General features: G+C 60.7%; 16 protein-coding genes. 7 read left to right on the plus strand and 9 right to left on the minus strand.

What is annotated here, in order from left to right; genetic code table 11:
* Positions 1–507 precede the first annotated feature (507 nt).
* Positions 508–1,275 carry a TerC family protein gene (locus tag QCL65_RS16265; RefSeq protein WP_407310442.1) on the minus strand — a complete coding sequence of 256 codons (768 nt, stop codon included), beginning with the start codon at positions 1,273–1,275 and terminating at the stop codon, positions 508–510.
* A gap of 32 nt (positions 1,276–1,307) precedes the next feature.
* Positions 1,308–1,565, minus strand: coding sequence for a hypothetical protein (locus tag QCL65_RS16270; protein ID WP_407310444.1), 258 nt, complete (start codon positions 1,563–1,565; stop codon positions 1,308–1,310).
* A 133-nt stretch (positions 1,566–1,698) separates the two neighbouring features.
* On the opposite strand from QCL65_RS16270, the gene nhaR reads away from it, so the two are divergent.
* Positions 1,699–2,592, plus strand: coding sequence for a transcriptional activator NhaR (gene nhaR, locus QCL65_RS16275; protein WP_407310446.1), 894 nt, complete (start codon positions 1,699–1,701; stop codon positions 2,590–2,592).
* On the opposite strand, the gene QCL65_RS16280 is transcribed toward nhaR, so the two are convergent.
* On the minus strand, positions 2,581–3,738 hold the full coding sequence (locus QCL65_RS16280; protein WP_407310448.1) for an MFS transporter: 1,158 nt from the start codon (positions 3,736–3,738) through the stop codon (positions 2,581–2,583). The two genes, nhaR and QCL65_RS16280, sit on opposite strands and share 12 nt — an antisense overlap.
* Positions 3,739–3,925: 187 nt before the next feature.
* Between QCL65_RS16280 and QCL65_RS16285 the strand changes: the two genes are divergently transcribed.
* The gene (locus QCL65_RS16285; protein WP_407310450.1) at positions 3,926–4,300 is read left to right on the plus strand and encodes a carboxymuconolactone decarboxylase family protein; all 375 of its coding nucleotides are present in this window, start codon (positions 3,926–3,928) and stop codon (positions 4,298–4,300) included.
* 6 nt (positions 4,301–4,306) lie between these two features.
* Here QCL65_RS16285 and garD read toward each other — a convergent pair whose 3' ends face one another.
* The 3 genes from garD to QCL65_RS16300 form a co-directional block, all read right to left on the minus strand.
* Positions 4,307–5,860: a galactarate dehydratase gene (gene garD, locus QCL65_RS16290; protein ID WP_407310452.1), complete on the minus strand. Its 1,554-nt coding sequence runs from the start codon at positions 5,858–5,860 to the stop codon at positions 4,307–4,309.
* A 74-nt stretch (positions 5,861–5,934) separates the two neighbouring features.
* Entirely contained in the window at positions 5,935–7,296 is a 1,362-nt protein-coding gene (locus QCL65_RS16295; RefSeq protein WP_407310454.1) for an MFS transporter, read from the minus strand.
* A 311-nt stretch (positions 7,297–7,607) separates the two neighbouring features.
* Complete coding sequence (locus QCL65_RS16300) at positions 7,608–8,339, minus strand: FadR/GntR family transcriptional regulator (protein WP_407310456.1); 732 nt, start codon at positions 8,337–8,339, stop codon at positions 7,608–7,610.
* 207 nt (positions 8,340–8,546) lie between these two features.
* Between QCL65_RS16300 and QCL65_RS16305 the strand changes: the two genes are divergently transcribed.
* The gene (locus tag QCL65_RS16305) at positions 8,547–8,705 is read left to right on the plus strand and encodes a hypothetical protein (protein WP_407310458.1); all 159 of its coding nucleotides are present in this window, start codon (positions 8,547–8,549) and stop codon (positions 8,703–8,705) included.
* A 265-nt stretch (positions 8,706–8,970) separates the two neighbouring features.
* The gene (locus tag QCL65_RS16310; protein WP_407310459.1) at positions 8,971–10,440 is read left to right on the plus strand and encodes a sugar porter family MFS transporter; all 1,470 of its coding nucleotides are present in this window, start codon (positions 8,971–8,973) and stop codon (positions 10,438–10,440) included.
* A 39-nt stretch (positions 10,441–10,479) separates the two neighbouring features.
* Here the strand turns inward: QCL65_RS16310 and QCL65_RS16315 are convergent, their stop codons facing one another.
* Positions 10,480–10,623: a hypothetical protein gene (locus QCL65_RS16315; protein ID WP_407310461.1), complete on the minus strand. Its 144-nt coding sequence runs from the start codon at positions 10,621–10,623 to the stop codon at positions 10,480–10,482.
* 202 nt (positions 10,624–10,825) lie between these two features.
* On the opposite strand from QCL65_RS16315, the gene QCL65_RS16320 reads away from it, so the two are divergent.
* A complete protein-coding gene (locus tag QCL65_RS16320) occupies positions 10,826–12,079 on the plus strand; it encodes an AGE family epimerase/isomerase (protein WP_407310463.1) in 1,254 nt (417 codons plus the stop codon).
* A gap of 50 nt (positions 12,080–12,129) precedes the next feature.
* Here the strand turns inward: QCL65_RS16320 and QCL65_RS16325 are convergent, their stop codons facing one another.
* Positions 12,130–12,663 carry a cytochrome b gene (locus QCL65_RS16325; protein ID WP_407310465.1) on the minus strand — a complete coding sequence of 178 codons (534 nt, stop codon included), beginning with the start codon at positions 12,661–12,663 and terminating at the stop codon, positions 12,130–12,132.
* A complete protein-coding gene (locus QCL65_RS16330) occupies positions 12,660–13,718 on the minus strand; it encodes a catalase family peroxidase (protein WP_407310467.1) in 1,059 nt (352 codons plus the stop codon). Before QCL65_RS16330 ends, QCL65_RS16325 begins: the two co-directional genes overlap by 4 nt.
* A 164-nt stretch (positions 13,719–13,882) precedes the next feature.
* On the opposite strand from QCL65_RS16330, the gene QCL65_RS16335 reads away from it, so the two are divergent.
* Positions 13,883–14,392 carry a sigma-70 family RNA polymerase sigma factor gene (locus tag QCL65_RS16335; RefSeq protein WP_407310469.1) on the plus strand — a complete coding sequence of 170 codons (510 nt, stop codon included), beginning with the start codon at positions 13,883–13,885 and terminating at the stop codon, positions 14,390–14,392.
* Positions 14,389–15,132, plus strand: a complete 744-nt coding sequence (locus QCL65_RS16340; RefSeq protein ID WP_407310471.1) for an anti-sigma factor family protein — start codon at positions 14,389–14,391, stop codon at positions 15,130–15,132. Before QCL65_RS16335 ends, QCL65_RS16340 begins: the two co-directional genes overlap by 4 nt.
* The last annotated feature ends 51 nt before the right edge of the window (positions 15,133–15,183 follow it).

A 15,183-nucleotide genomic window follows, 5' to 3' on the forward strand; every position in this document is an offset into this window, starting at 1 on the left:
GAGGAAGCGGAGTTTACTGGTTGTAAATGAGCATTCCGAGCCTGTTTTTAACGCAGCATGATCGACGCGCAGGCACTTTACGTACAGAACCTAGCCCGGCTTGCCGCCGATCATAGAGCCCTGCCTCAATGCGGTACAGCGTAAAACGCACAGCTCCCCCCTTCCCCGACAAAGATGGCCAATGACCATCGGTCAACTGGTTGCAACACCCTCCGGCCTAGCCTGTCAGTTACTACAGGAGCGCAAGCATCCACTCAAGCGAAGGAGGCCCTCATGAGCCTTGCAATGATTTTGTTCATGTTAATTAGCGCGTGGTTAGCGGTGGCTTGCGCCATGCTTTGGGGCGTACTGCGGATCGCCCGGCGTCACCACCCGGTGACGACTGCTGCGAAGCCGCAACGTGCGCTGCCCACTCGGCACGCCGCCGCGCACTGACTACATCTTATGTAACTCTGGCAATAAAAAAGGCCGCCTCTAAAGGCGGCCTTGTCGGTCCAGGTGAAGCGATTACACCTTATGGGCCTGCTCTTCGGCCAAGGCTTTTTTCTGCCGCGACTTGCGCGACCAGATATTCAAGCACTCGATGGCCGCCGAGAACGCCATGGCGGTGTAGACGTAGCCTTTAGGAACATGGGCGCCAAAGCCTTCTGCGATCAACGTCATACCAATCATGATCAGGAAGCCAAGGGCCAGCATTACCACGGTCGGGTTGTCGTTGATGAACTTGGCCAATGGTTCCGCCGCCAGCAGCATCACCAATACAGCAGCCACTACCGCGATGATCATGATCGGCAAGTGCTCGGTCATGCCGACCGCAGTAATGATGCTATCGACCGAGAACACCAGGTCGAGCATCAGGATCTGACCGATCGCCGCAGCGAAGCCCAGGCTCACCTTAGACGCGCCAGCCTGCTCCTCGGGGTGCACTTGAGCATCGACGCTGTGGTGAATCTCTTTGGTCGCCTTCCACAGCAGGAACAAACCACCGGCGATCAGGATCATGTCCTTCCAGGAAAACGCATGCCCGAACACTTCGAATACCGGCTGAGTCAGCTGCACGATGTACGCCACGGTGCTGAGCAAGCCCAGGCGCAGTACCAATGCCATGCTGATACCGATTTTCCGAGCTTTTTCCTGATGCTCTTTAGGCAACTTGTTGGTCAGGATGGAGATGAAGATCAGGTTGTCGATCCCCAATACCACTTCCATCACCACCAATGTGACCAGTGCCACCCACGCCGTGGGGCTTGAAGCCAACTCTACGAGGTATTCCATCAATCGTTTCCTGCCCTACGCCAATGATTTAGTCAGATTTCCCGAGGTGTCTCTTCGTTCCGGGCTTCACTCGTATTCTTTTCTTCCTGCTGCAGCCGGGGTAGTGCCTGGTTAGCCTCATTGAGCGCCTGTTGGGCGGCCTTGTTACCCTGGTCAATAGCCTGTTTAGCGGTCTCACTGGCTTGATTCAGCAGGCTTTGCGCCGATTTTTCCGCCTGGTCGCAGCCGCTGAGCCCAGCGACGGAGCCTGCCAGTAACGCGATTCCCAGTAACTTCTGGTAATAATTCATGGTCACCCTCTTCAGAATAGCCTGTCTCAAACAGATGGCTTATTGATAGCGCTGGATTCTAAAGAAATGAATCAATCAGGAAAATTCGTATTTTTAGGGTTTATACTTCGGTTTTTACGAATCGGCAAAGATCATGCTCAATTATCGACAGTTGCATTACTTTTGGGTGGTAGCCAAAACCGGCAGCGTCGTACGTGCAGGTGAACAACTAAACCTGACCCCGCAGACCATCAGCGGGCAGATCACGCTGCTGGAACAGACCTTTGGCATTGACCTGTTTCAGCGCAGCGGCCGTCAGCTGGAACTGACCGAGGCTGGACGCCAGGCCCTGCCCTATGCCGAGCAGATGTTCCAGTTGGGCAATGAACTGGAGAGCATGCTGCGCGCACAACCCAAAGAACAGCAGATCGCCTTTCGGGTGGGGGTGGCAGACGTGGTGCCCAAGTCCATCGTGTATCGCCTGATCGCGCCGACCATGGAGCTGGCAGAACCAATCCGCATCACCTGCCGAGAAGACAAACTGGAACGGCTACTGGCCGACCTGGCGATTCAGCGCCTGGACCTGGTCATCTCCGACAGCCCCATGCCCAGCCATCTCGACATCAAAGGCTATAGCCAGAAACTGGGTGAGTGCGGCGTCAGTTTTTTTGCCAGCGCCGCGCTGGTCGAGCGCTATGGGCGTGATTTTCCGGCATGTCTGGACGGCGCGCCGCTGTTGATCCCCGGGCAGGAAACGGTAGTGCGCAGCCGCCTGTTGCGCTGGTTCGGCGAGCAGCAGATCAGCCCGCGGATCGTCGGGGAGTTCGATGACAGCGCGCTGATGCAGGCATTCGGGCAATCGGGCAGCGGCATCTTCATTGCCCCTAGCGTGATCGCCGAGGAGGTGGCGCGGCATAACGAGGTACAGCTGATCGGGCAAACCCAGGCGGTCACCGAGTCGTTCTACGCGATCTCGGTGGAGCGCAAGGTCAAGCATCCGGGGATCGTGGCGATCACCGAGGGCGCGCGTCGCGAGCTATTCAACTGACAACACCGCCGTACCCCGGCGCATCAACAGCATGGCCAGGGCAATGGCTAACACGATGAACCCCGCCGCTGCGAAGCCCAGTTTGGCCAGGCCCAGGCTGTCGATGATGCGGCCGCCGACGATGGCACCCAAGCCGATCCCCAGGTTGGCCCCGGCGATGTTCAAGGACGCGGCGAAGGCCGGCGCCTGCGGGGCGACTTTCATCAAGCGCACATGGCTGACCAGAAACAACGCCGCCTGGGTAATGCCCCACAGCGTCATGGCCACCGCCAAAGCCACGGGCGAATGAAGGCTTGGCACCAGGGCGACCATGCCGACCACCATCACCCCACAGAACAGCATCGAGGCCAGCAGCGGGTGGCGGTCGACCGCGCGCCCGCCCAGGGAGTTGCCGATCAGGCCGACCGCACCGAACCCCATCAGGCACCAGCCCACCAGGGCCCCGTCGAAACCGGCCAGGCGTTCGAGGATGTCGGCCAGATAGGTGTAAACGGTGAACATGCCGCAGAACACCAAGATCGACAGCAGCACATGGCCCTGCAACAGCGGGCTACGCAGGATGCCGAATTGCTGGCGCAACGAACGTTGGTCGAACTTCACCGGCGTGACGGGTAGGTACAACCAAAGCAGCAATGCTTTAACCAACGACAGCAAGGCCAATAGCCAGAACGCGGCACGCCAGCCAAACCCATCAGCGATCATCGTACCCACCGGAATACCAAACACGGTGGCGCAGACAATCCCAAAGCCGATCTTGGAAATGGCCCGGCCGGCGAACTCCGGCCCGACGATGTCCACCGCCGTTTCACTGGCCAAGGCCCAAAACACCGGCAGGCCAAGGGCGGGGATCAAGCGGGCCAAGCCCATGACCCCAATGTTCGGGGCCACGGCCGCCAGAGCATTGGCCAGGGCGAACAGCAGCAAAATGCCGATAAATAGCCGCTTACGCTCGAACCGTGCGCAATAGGCCGTTAAAAACGGACCGAAACAGGCCACGGTGAAAGCGAACAAGGTGACCAATAGGCCCGCCTGAGGTATCGAGACCTGCAGGTCTCGGGCGATGCCTGGCAGCAGGCCAACGATGACAAATTCCGTGGTCAGCACGGTGAAACCTGCGGCTGACAACAGAAGGATGGGGAACAACATTAAAAACCTCGAAAACGCGAGAGCAAGCCGAGCGCTGAAGACGCGGCCTGGAAGAGTTGGGGCTGGGGAGGCGCCATGGTAGCAGGTTGCCGAGGCTGCCAATAGGTCAAGCGCTAGTGGGCGCGTTTGCGGCGGCTGCGTTCATGGCTATAGTGGGCTTTCCCCTACCCCACCGAGGTGATTCAGTATGGTCGACACCCCAAAAGCCGGCGTTGAAATACGTCGCCAAGTGATGGGCGACGCCTTTGTTGACCGCGCCCTGGGCAACGCCACAGCGTTTAGCCAGCCCTTGCAGGACTTCACCAACGATCACGCCTGGGGCAGTGTCTGGGCCCGGCCTGGCCTGGACCTGAAAACCCGTAGCCTGATCACCCTCGCCGCCTTGACCGCGCTGAAGGCCCCGACCGAACTCAAAGGCCACGTGCGCGGGGCGCTGAACAACGGCTGCAGCGCCGAGGAGATCCGTGAAACCCTGCTGCATTGCGCAGTGTATGCCGGCGTGCCGGCCGCGCAGGAGGCCTTCCGCGCGGCCCAGGAAGTGCTCGACAGCCTGCAGACCTGAGTGGGTTCAGGTAATGGGCGCGGGGTTGAACAGCGTAATGTCGTTATGCAATTTATGCTGTTCGGCCCAGGTTTTTTTGCGCCCACTGGCTACGTCCAGGTAGTAATGGAACAGCTCCCAGCCCAGTTCTTCGATGGTTGAGCGGCCGGTGGCGATACGCCCGGCGTCGACGTCGATCAGGTCGGGCCAGCGCTCGGCCAACTCGGTGCGGGTCGAGACCTTGACCACCGGCGCCATGGCCAAGCCATAAGGCGTGCCACGGCCGGTGGTGAAGACGTGCAAGTTCATCCCGGCAGCCAATTGCAAAGTGCCACAGACGAAATCGCTGGCTGGGGTCGCGCAATAGATCAAGCCTTTACCTTTGAAGCGTTCGCCAGGGCCCAGTACGCCACTGATGGCACTGCTGCCGGACTTGACGATGGAGCCCAGGGATTTTTCCACAATGTTCGACAACCCACCTTTTTTATTGCCCGGGGTGGTGTTGGCGCTGCGGTCGGCTTCACCGCTTTCCAGGTACTTGTCGTACCAGTCCATTTCCCGCACCAACTCAGTGGCGATCTCGGGCGTCTGCGCGCGGGCCGTCAACATATAGATGGCATCGCGCACCTCGGTGACTTCGGAAAACATCACCGTGGCCCCGGCGCGCACTAACAGATCAGACGCGAAGCCCAGCGCCGGGTTAGCGGTGATACCAGAAAAAGCGTCGCTGCCGCCACACTGCATGCCCAGGATCAGCTCCGCCGCCGGTACGGTTTCTCGGCGGCGTTGGTCGAGCTTTTTCAAGCGTGCTTCGGCCAGCTGCAGGATCTGTTCGATCATCTCGCTGAAACCGTGGCTGGAGTCCTGTAAGCGGTACAACCAAGGCTCGCTGAGGTCAACCGAGCTGTCGTTTTCGTGCATCACCTGCCCGGCCTGAAGCTTTTCGCAGCCCAGGCCAATGACCAGCGCCTCGCCCCCCAGGTTTGGGTTGCGCGCCAGGTTGCGCACGGTGCGAATCGGAATATAGGCATCGCGGGCATTGATCGCCACGCCGCAGCCGTAACTGTGGGTGAGCGCCACCACGTCGTCGACGTTCGGATACTTGGGCAGCAGCTCTTCGCGGATTTTTTTCACGGCGTGGTCGAGCACCCCGGTCACGCACTGCACGGTGGTGGTGATCCCGAGGATGTTGCGCGTGCCCACGGTGCCGTCGGCATTTCGATAGCCTTCGAAGGTGTAGCCTTCCAGCGCGGGCAGCGGCGCCGGCACCGCGTCGGCCATGGGCAGGCTATCCAAAGGCGGCGCACTGGGCATAGCCAGTTGGTTTTCCTTGACCCAGCTGCCTTGGGCGATGGGCTGCAATGCATAGCCAATCACCTGGCCATAACGGCGCACCTCGCCACCCTCGGCAATATCCACGGTAGCGACTTTATGGCTCTGCGGTACACCTTCGATTACCGTCAGGCCGTCGGGGAAGCGGCTGCCTTGGGCAACCCCTTGGTCATTGACTACCACCACCACATTGTCGGCGGGGTGCAGGCGCACATAGCGGGGGGAGTCGGCATGTTCGATCAAAGTCATAGGTCGGCCCTTCTTATATTTTTCAGGCTAATCAGGTGCCTGGCGGCGATCTGCGCCGACGCCAGGCGGGGCTATCAGGTAGGACTACTGGCCAGTTTTGCCGGTGTGTCGCTCAGCTCGACGCCGTGCTCGTCACGCAATACCACGCGCTTGATCGGGCCGACAATCACTAGGTAGCTGAACACCGCCAGCAAAGCGTTGGCCCCGACATACACCAGCGCGTACTTGAACGAACTCGTGGCGGCGATGATGTAACCAATCACGATCGGTGTGGTGATGGACGCCAGGTTGCCGAAGGTATTGAACAGCCCGCCGCTGATACCGGCGATCTGCTTGGGCGAGGTGTCAGACACCACGGCCCAACCCAGGGCACCAATGCCCTTACCGAAGAAGGCCAAGGCCATAAAGCCCACGACCATCCAGTCGGCCTGCACGTAGTTACACAACACCATGGTGGTGGAGAGCAACAGGCCGCAGACGATCGGCAATTTGCGCGAGAAAGTCAGCGAGTGGCCGCGGCGTAACAAATAGTCGGAAATCACCCCGCCGAGCACCCCGCCAATGAAGCCGCAGATGGCCGGTAAGGAGGCGATGAAGCCCGCCTTGAGAATCGTCATGCCGCGCTCCTGCACCAGGTACACGGGGAACCAGGTGAGGAAAAAATAGGTGATGCCGTTGATGCAGTACTGGCCCAAGTACACGCCCAGCATCATGCGGGTGCTTAGCAGTTGCTTGATGTAACCCCACTTGGGGCCGGATTTAGCGCCATCGGCTTTTTCCATGTCGACCAGGCCGCCATTGCGCTCGATAAAATCGAGTTCTTCGGCGTTGATCATCGGGTGTTCTTTGGGGTTGTGGATGTACTTCAGCCAGAACCCGGAAAACACGATACCCAGCACGCCCATCACCACGAACACGTGTTCCCAGCCCAGAGCGTGGACTATCCAGCCCATCAGCGGGGCGAACAGCACCGTGGCGAAGTATTGCGCAGAGTTGAAGATCGCCGAGGCCGTGCCACGCTCGGCGGTGGGGAACCAGGCCGCGACGATGCGGGCATTACCCGGAAACGACGGCGCCTCGGCCGCGCCCACCAGAAACCGCAGCATAAACAGGGCAATCACGGCACTGGCCATGGGCATGTAGCCCACGAAGCCCTGCAGCACGGTGAACAGCGACCAGGTGAAAATACTCCAGGCGTACACCTTCTTCGAGCCAAAGCGGTCCAGCAGCCAGCCACCGGGGATTTGCCCGAGCACATAGGCCCAACCGAACGCGGAGAAGATATAGCCGAGCATGACCGAATCGATGCCCAGGTCCTTTTGCAGGCTGGAGCCAGCAATGGAAATGGTCGCCCGGTCGGCGTAGTTGAGGGTGGTGACAAGGAACAACAGCAACAGAATCAGATAGCGCACACGCGTTGGTTTCACGGCTTGCATGCAGATGTACTCCCACTCGTTATTTTTATGCGGGTCAACAGTTTTGGTCTGCGCCAGAACTTCAGTTACGTTATCGTACAACTGCACACAATTCTATGGGGGTTTGGATTTATTTTTTGGGTGGGCGGTGGCTCTAGCGGCGAGTTTGAGAGCTATATGGTGGGAATTCTCGGGAGTGGGTTGTCGTACTACATGTGAGGTTTCGAAGAGCTCGGGGGCAAGACCCCCTGCTACGCTCGGCGACACACACGCTCGTAGGAGGGGGTCTTGCCCCCGAGCTCTTCGATCCCCCAACGGTAACCGTCAAACGGTCAAACCGCTCCAGGATGGGACCGCAGCACCCGCGCGCGGCTATTGGACAGGTGAATACGCATCGCCGCACGGGCAGCATCGGCGTCCTGGCGGGCGACGGCGAGGTAGATGTCCTCATGCTCGCGCACCAAGCGCTCGTGCTTTTGCTGGCGATCGAGACGGGCAATGGCCACCGTATTAAGCCGAGCCCGGGGGAACATACTGGTGCCAAAATGGCTGACGATATCGGTGAAATAGCGGTTTTGCGTAGCCATAGCCAGCTGCAGGTGGAACTGGAAGTCACCAATCAACGAGCTGCTGGTATCGTTGGCCTGGGCAAATCGCCCGAGGGCCTCGCGCAAAGCCTGCAGTTGCGCCTCGCTGCGGCGTAATGCGGCAATCCCTGCGCCCTCGACTTCGAAGCTCATGCGTACATCAAGAATAGCCACCGTGTCTTGCAGCGTGCGCACGCTGGCCGGTGCCAGGCGCGCCACAGCCGAGCCCGGCGTATTCAGGACAAACGAGCCGATACCCCGACGAATCTCGACCAACCCCGACACTTCCAAATGCGACAATGCAGCCCGCACCACCGAACGGCTAACCCCGCTATGGGCCATTAGCTCGACTTCAGTGGGCAACTTGTCGCCTGGGGTCAGGCGCCCGTCGCCAATCATGCTGCAGAGTTCATCGATCAGGCTTTGCCTGAGGCTTTGTGGTTTGCGCGCGGCGCGGGTAGGCGGTTGCAGCGTCATTGCTGTGGATACCACAGTGGTTCGGTGGCGTCGATCATAGCGCAGGGTGCGGTGAGGCGACAGCAAGGCGGCGCCTGATGGGCAGAGCCATCATATGGCCTGCAATCATCATTTTGATCAATGACTGTCATCGCCCTAATGCACTTCCGCTATGCGAGCTCGAGGGTAGAATTGAGCCCATACCCAAGACATCCAGAGGTTACTGTCATGACACGTACTTTATTGCTTAGCGTTGTATTTTCTTTGTTCGCCACTAGCGCCTTCGCCCAGCCCGCTAAAAACGCTGACTTCAATGCCCCCGGCCAAAACGGCGTGGCGCAGGCCGGTTCGCACTTCCCCAACGAAGACAACCAGCACGCGCGTTGATCTCAGCGCAGACGCTACAGCATCAAGCCCGGCCCTATGCGCCGGGTTTTTTGCGTAAATGTTGCAAGATTTTTCCGAGCCATTGCGCTTAATCGATTCCGCTAAAGGCCTTGTCCCGTGAGGGCTGGAGCCGTATTACCCGCCTTCTCCCTCCTGCGCGCTGCCAAAAAGTCGCTGAACGATCCGCGCTAGAGGCCTTCAAACCCCCTTGAACAAGCTGGAGTGAGGCACGCCAGTGCCCGCACGATCTGACAAGGAAACCCTCATGAGTAGCGAATCGACACCCCCTGCGGCTGAATCCAGCCCTTCTGACCAGCCGTACACGACGAACATGTCGCCCGGGCGCCTGGTGGTGCAGGTCGCTATCATTGCGACCATGGGTGCCCTGGCCTTCGGTTACGACACCGGCGTCATCTCCGGTGCCCTGCCCTTCATGACCCTGCCGCCCGACCAAGGCGGGCTCGGCCTGAATGCCTTCACCGAGGGCCTGGTGGCCTCCTCGTTGATCCTGGGCGCAGCATTGGGCTCACTGTTCGCCGGCCACTTGGCGGACAAATACGGCCGCCTGACTGCCCTGAAAACCCTGGCCATTCTCTTTATGATCGGCGCCCTGGGCTCGGCCTTGGCGCCGTCCATCTCGATCATGGTGGGCATGCGCTTTATTCTGGGGATTGCCGTGGGCGGCGCATCGGCCACCGTGCCGATGTTTATCGCCGAAATGGCTGGGCCCAGTCGACGCGCACGCTTGGTGAGCCAGAACGAGCTGATGATCGTCAGCGGCCAACTGCTGGCTTACTGCTGCAACGCATTGCTGGCCCACTTTGCCAACACCCCGGATGTCTGGCGCTACATGCTCGCGGTCGCGTTGATCCCCGCAGCGCTGCTGTGGATCGGCATGCACTTTGTGCCCAAATCACCCCGCTGGCTGGCGGCCAAGGGGCGTTTCGACGAAGCCCGCGCGGTGTTGCTGCAATTGCGCACTAGCGCGCAGCAAGTCGATAAAGAGATGAAAGAAATTATCGACGCCAGCAAGGTCGAACGTGCCGAAGCCAGCTTTGCCAGCATCTGGGGTGAGCCCTGGATCCGCAAGCTGCTGTTGATCGGTATGGGCCTTGGCTTTGTCGCACAACTGACCGGCGTCAACGCGTTTATGTATTTCACCCCGATCATCCTTAAATCCACCGGCATGGGCACCGGCGCTGCGCTCACTGCCACCATCAGCAACGGGGTGGTGTCTGTGATTGCGACCCTGATCGGCATTTGGCTGGTGGGGCGTCATGGGCGCCGCCCGTTGCTGATGATCGGCTTGGCGTTCGTGGTAGTTGCGCAAATATCGTTGTGCCTGGTCTTGCAGCTACTGCCCGCCAACCTGGTGCAAAGTTACTTGGCCCTGGGGTGTATTCTGATGTTCCTGCTGTTTATGCAGACGTTTATCTCGCCAGTGTACTGGTTGCTGATGTCCGAGCTATTCCCTTCGCATTTGCGCGGTGTGCTCACCGGCATCGCGGTGTGCTTCCAATGGCTGTGCAACGCTTTCGTGGCGTTTATGTTCCCGATGGCCCTGGAGCGGCTGGGCAGCAATACCTTCCTGCTGTTTGCCGGCATTAACGTCGTGTCATTCCTGTTTGTTTTGCGCTGGGTCCCAGAAACCCGCGGTAAATCCCTGGAGCAGATCGAACAGCATATGGAAGAACAGCTGTCGGATGACGACATTCCCGCTGTCGCCACCAAGTAAACCCAGTTGGGCGGCGCCCGCCGCCCAACCTTGGCCAGCTCATTGCTCGTCAGCATCGTCCTCGTCTTCTTCCTCCTCAAGCAACGGCACCGTCGCGTCTTTAAGCGGTAAGGAGCCTGGGTCCTCGTTGCCTTCGTTATCGAACGGGTCTGTATCCTTATCAGGTACGGTTGCAGCGTTCATGGCTCGCCTCATTATTGTGGGGTGGGAACATGCCATTGGACGGCGGGTTGGCCTGGGAGTGCAGGTCTGTCCCTAGAAAAAACCGGCACTCTTTAACACTCTAGCGCCACTTGGCCCCATAGACTGGCGGCATAGCCCTTCGACAGCGTCGCGCAAACCTCTACACTGCCCGAACGATTTGCTTATCGAGACGTTCGCGGCAATGAATAACAATAAGTACGCATCTAGCAGCTGGCTCAGTTCCACTGCCCACCTCGCCTGGCTCAACAGCCAAGGCCAGCAATTGCTCGACTTCGCCAAAGCCTCACGCTTGCCAGTGGGTTTCGGCAGCCTCGACCGCTACGGCCAACTGCCCGCCGACGCCTTGGCCGATACCATGAACACCGCACGCATGGTGCATAGCTTCGCCCTCGCCCACCTGCAAGGGCTGCCCGGCTGTGGCTTGTTGGTCGATCACGGCTTGGCCGCGCTGCTGGGGCCACTGCGTGACGGCGAATTCGGTGGCTGGTTCGCCAGCCCCGAAGGGGCCGACGGCGACTTGCGCAAGCCGGCCTACCGCCATGCCTTCGTCGCCCTGGCCGCCAGCTCGGCGGTCGCTGCCGGGCGGCCCCAAGCACAAACGTTGCTGGACCAAGCGGTCGATGTGCTGGAACGGCACTTTTGGAGTGACAGCGAAGGTGCCTTGCTGGAGTCTTTCGCCCGCGACTGGAGCGATTGCGAGGCCTACCGTGGCGGCAACAGCAATATGCACGGCACCGAAGCGTTTCTGGCCCTGGCCGATGTGCTGGAGGACCCTAAATGGTTGAAGCGTGCCCTGGCGATCAGCGACAAGGTGATTCACCAGCAGATCAGCCAGGCCAACGACCTGCCGGTGGAACACTTCGATGCGCAGTGGCAGCCGTTGCCCGACTACAACGTCAGCAAACCGGACGACGGCTTTCGCCCTTATGGGCAAACCCCGGGCCATGGCTTTGAATGGGCGCGATTGTTGTTGCACCTGGAAGCGGCGCTGCCGCTTGCAGGCCTGGCCGCGCCCGCCTGGTTGTGCGAAGACGCACGGCGCCTGTTTGCTGCCTCCGCAGCACTGGGCTGGCATGCCGATGGCGCCGACGGGATCGTTTATACCCTGGACTGGCATGGCAAACCGGTGGTTCGCCAGCGCCTGCACTGGACGCTCGCCGAAGCGGCCGCAGGCGCGGCGGCCCTGCTGCAACGTACCGCCGAGCCGGTTTATGAAACCTGGTATCGGACGTTCTGGGACTACATAGACGCTTACCTGATCGACCGCCAACACGGCAGTTGGCACCATGAACTGGGGGTAGACCAGCAGCCGGCCGGGGAGATCTGGCCGGGCAAGCCCGACCTTTATCATGCGTACCAGGCTATTCTTTTGCCGCAGTTGCCGCTGGCGCCGAGCCTGGCCACGGCGTTGAAAAGCAGGGTGATGCGCGGTTAAGAGCGAGAGATCGGGGGCAAGCGGAGCGCCGCCCCCGATCTTTCCTGCCGTTATGAACCCCCACCCCGCGCCATGCTTTGCAGCACACCATCACGGCGAATCAACCCGTGATACAACGCCGCAGCCAAGTGCACCAGTACAGTAAAAAACAGCAAATAAGCCAAATAACCATGGGCTGCGCGCAAAAACGCAAAGGTACCCGGGTCTGCCGCCAGCAAGGGCGGTAAGCGTAACGCGCTACCGAGCATTACCGGATCGCCCGCCGCCGACACCATCGCCCAGCCAATGATCGGCATCGCCAACATCAGGCCATACAACAGCCAATGCGAGGCTTTAGCCGCCAGCACCTGAATAGCTGGCAGGTCCGCGGGCAGGGGCGGTTGCCGGGTGGTGAAACGCACCAGCAATCGAATGATCACCAACGCCAACAGGGCGATGCCCAGCGGTTTATGGATGCCCACCAGCCACTCGTGACGGGCCGAGACCGAGGCCACCATGCCTACGCCAATGAACAACATGGCTAGCAGCAATACCGCCATTAACCAATGCAGCACGCGCGCTGGCGCAACGAAATGGCTTCTCATGGGCGTGGCTCCTGTTGGGCGTGGGACTCTTCGCCCGTACGGCGAACATAGGAATTGGCGTACGCGGCTGAACGCGCGGCCAGCAACGGGTCGGCCGAAGCCTGAATGCCTTCGGGCAGTACCAGGGGGTCATAGTTGATATCCCGGCACGCGCCATCGCTTTGCGCCTGGCTGCTGTCCAGCACCAGGGTGCCGGCAGTCAGGGTGCGGCGCTCGCTGGGCCACTGCTTGCTGGCATCGTCCACCGGGTCGTTGGGTTCGGCCAGGGTCACGCGCAGTTCCCAGCGCAAGGGCCCTGCAGCCAGGCGTTGAGCCAAGTCTGGCTGCAGTACATCCGCGCCCTGCCCTACCTCGCTGGCCGCCTGGCCAGGGGCTGGGACCACCGCCCAGCGCACGGCCTGGCGTTGACCCGCCGCGTTCACCAAGTAAAACGCGTTAACGCTGTTGTAGGTTTCGCTGGCGAAGCTCGCCGAGGGTTTCGCGTTTTTTACCCACGCCAGAAACGCAGCAGTCTCCGGATGGCTGGCGAAAAACTGTTTCATGCTGTCGGGGTTGGGCTTACCGGTGGCAGGGTCTGGCTGGCTGGCCAACTGCTGGGCATAAAACGCCTCAACAGTGCCAATGGGAAACACCGGCATGCTGTTCATGCCCGTGCGCCACTGTTGCCCATCGCTTTGCATAAAGCGCACGGCAAAGCTGCGAATCGGCACCGAAGTATCGGGGGCGTAGGGGTTGGGCCCTGGCAGGGCAAAACGCCCAGTCAAGGGCGTACGTGGATCACTGAACACCTTGGCCTGGGACAGCGCCTTTAGTTGCCCAGAGCTCTCGAAATAGCCACTAACACAAATGCCTTTGGCGTGGTTACGGCGAAAACCTTCGTGCACACCGCCCGCCCGCTCCAGATTGTCGACCAGTTTGTCAGGGGTCAGGCGTTGCGGGTCGAGGGTGCCATTAACGTAGGCGAAGGCGCCGCCCAGGGCGGCCACCACCAGCGCGATGGCGCCCAGGCGTATGACTTTCTGCGACGTATCCAAAGGTGCGGGGGTTTGCTGCATCGGTCGCTCCATGCCCGAAGGCATCCGTTTGTCCGTGGAAGGTGCAGTAGGACGCAGCAAAGCGCACCCTATTCCCTGCCAATGCAATTATTTTCAAGGGTAGCCCCTGGAATAAACCTCGGCACCCGGCGTCTCATTTTTCAGCCACTTTATTTCGAGAAACCATGCACGCGCTCGATGCATCGCTCCGAGACCTACTGCCGCGCCTGCGCCGCTTCGCGTTGTCCCTGACCCACGAAGCCAGCAGCGCCGACGACCTTGTCCAAGCCTGCCTGGAGCGCGCGTTGGCCCATTGGCACAATCGCCAGGCCCACAGTGACCTGCGCGCGTGGTTGTTCGCGATCCTCTACCGGCAATTCATCGACGGCCACCGCCGCGCTAAACGGGACGCGCAACTGCTGGCCGGGCTCAACGAAGACCCCGCCTATCAGCCGTCCACAGAGCGCAGTGTGCTGGCACAGTCGGCCCTGCAAGCTTTCGCGCAATTGAAGCCGGAACAACGTGCCCTGCTGTACGCCGTCAGCGTCGAAGGCCTGAGCTACCAACAAGCCGCCGACATGTTGCAAGTGCCCATTGGTACGGTCATGTCGCGGCTGTCCAGGGCCCGCGAAGCATTGCGAAGGCTTAGCGAAGGTGAAATCAACAGCGCCCCTGTATTGCGGATACTCAAATGATCGGATTGCCCCCCAGTGAACATGACCTGCACGCCTACGTCGATCATCGGCTAGACGCCGCCAGCCGCCGCCAATTGGAAATCTGGCTGGCCGCGCACCCCGACGTCGCCGCCCAGGTCAGCGCCTGGCAGCAAGACGCTCAGGCCTTGCGGATCGCGCTGGGCAGCGTGCCCCTGGCGGCCAACCCGGCCCTGGACCCCACGGCCTTGCGCGGTCAGCGCAAGCGCCGCCAGCAGCGCCATTGGGCGCAGGCTGCGGGGTTGTTGCTGGCCCTGGGGATGGGCGCGCTGGGCGGCTGGCAGGCGCGGGACTGGTCCAGTGCCAGCCAGCCGATGGGCGACGCGCTGCAGGCCTATCGGCTGTTCGCGCTGCAAGGCGTCCTGCCCGCCGACCTCAAAGCCAGCGGCACGCCCCAGTTTCAAGGCTGGCTCGACCAGCGTTTCAAACGCGCCGAGCGCTTGCCTGACTTCCAGGGGGCCGGGTTCGAGCCGGTCGCGGCGCGCCTGATAAACACCGAGCAAGGCCCGGCCGCCATGGTCCTGTACCGGGCGAACGATGGCCGCCAAATCAGCTTCTATATTCGCCCACCTGGGCCTAACGCGCGCCTGCTGCCGCGGGGTAATCGCCGTGATGGCGAGCTGCAGGCCGATTACTGGTCCGGCCCTGGCTACAACTACGCCATGGTCAGCGCCAGCAACGAGCCTAGCTCGGCGCAGCTCATACAGGCCCTGGGAATCTGAACAGGCAGTGGCAGCGCTCGCCGTTTGCGTTCAGACTGGGGCTTTTCCACT

The sequence above is a fragment of the Pseudomonas sp. nanlin1 genome, from assembly GCF_045571515.1.
GTDB lineage: Bacteria > Pseudomonadota > Gammaproteobacteria > Pseudomonadales > Pseudomonadaceae > Aquipseudomonas.

Coding starts and splice junctions, on each gene's coding strand:
- QCL65_RS16265 (WP_407310442.1), bottom strand. CDS start 1,275: ATGGAATACCTCGTAGAGTTGGCTTCAAGCCCCACGGCGTGGGTGGCA.
- QCL65_RS16270 (WP_407310444.1), bottom strand. CDS start 1,565: ATGAATTATTACCAGAAGTTACTGGGAATCGCGTTACTGGCAGGCTCC.
- nhaR (WP_407310446.1), top strand. CDS start 1,699: ATGCTCAATTATCGACAGTTGCATTACTTTTGGGTGGTAGCCAAAACC.
- QCL65_RS16280 (WP_407310448.1), bottom strand. CDS start 3,738: ATGTTGTTCCCCATCCTTCTGTTGTCAGCCGCAGGTTTCACCGTGCTG.
- QCL65_RS16285 (WP_407310450.1), top strand. CDS start 3,926: ATGGTCGACACCCCAAAAGCCGGCGTTGAAATACGTCGCCAAGTGATG.
- garD (WP_407310452.1), bottom strand. CDS start 5,860: ATGACTTTGATCGAACATGCCGACTCCCCCCGCTATGTGCGCCTGCAC.
- QCL65_RS16295 (WP_407310454.1), bottom strand. CDS start 7,296: ATGCAAGCCGTGAAACCAACGCGTGTGCGCTATCTGATTCTGTTGCTG.
- QCL65_RS16300 (WP_407310456.1), bottom strand. CDS start 8,339: ATGACGCTGCAACCGCCTACCCGCGCCGCGCGCAAACCACAAAGCCTC.
- QCL65_RS16305 (WP_407310458.1), top strand. CDS start 8,547: ATGACACGTACTTTATTGCTTAGCGTTGTATTTTCTTTGTTCGCCACT.
- QCL65_RS16310 (WP_407310459.1), top strand. CDS start 8,971: ATGAGTAGCGAATCGACACCCCCTGCGGCTGAATCCAGCCCTTCTGAC.
- QCL65_RS16315 (WP_407310461.1), bottom strand. CDS start 10,623: ATGAACGCTGCAACCGTACCTGATAAGGATACAGACCCGTTCGATAAC.
- QCL65_RS16320 (WP_407310463.1), top strand. CDS start 10,826: ATGAATAACAATAAGTACGCATCTAGCAGCTGGCTCAGTTCCACTGCC.
- QCL65_RS16325 (WP_407310465.1), bottom strand. CDS start 12,663: ATGAGAAGCCATTTCGTTGCGCCAGCGCGCGTGCTGCATTGGTTAATG.
- QCL65_RS16330 (WP_407310467.1), bottom strand. CDS start 13,718: ATGCAGCAAACCCCCGCACCTTTGGATACGTCGCAGAAAGTCATACGC.
- QCL65_RS16335 (WP_407310469.1), top strand. CDS start 13,883: ATGCACGCGCTCGATGCATCGCTCCGAGACCTACTGCCGCGCCTGCGC.
- QCL65_RS16340 (WP_407310471.1), top strand. CDS start 14,389: ATGATCGGATTGCCCCCCAGTGAACATGACCTGCACGCCTACGTCGAT.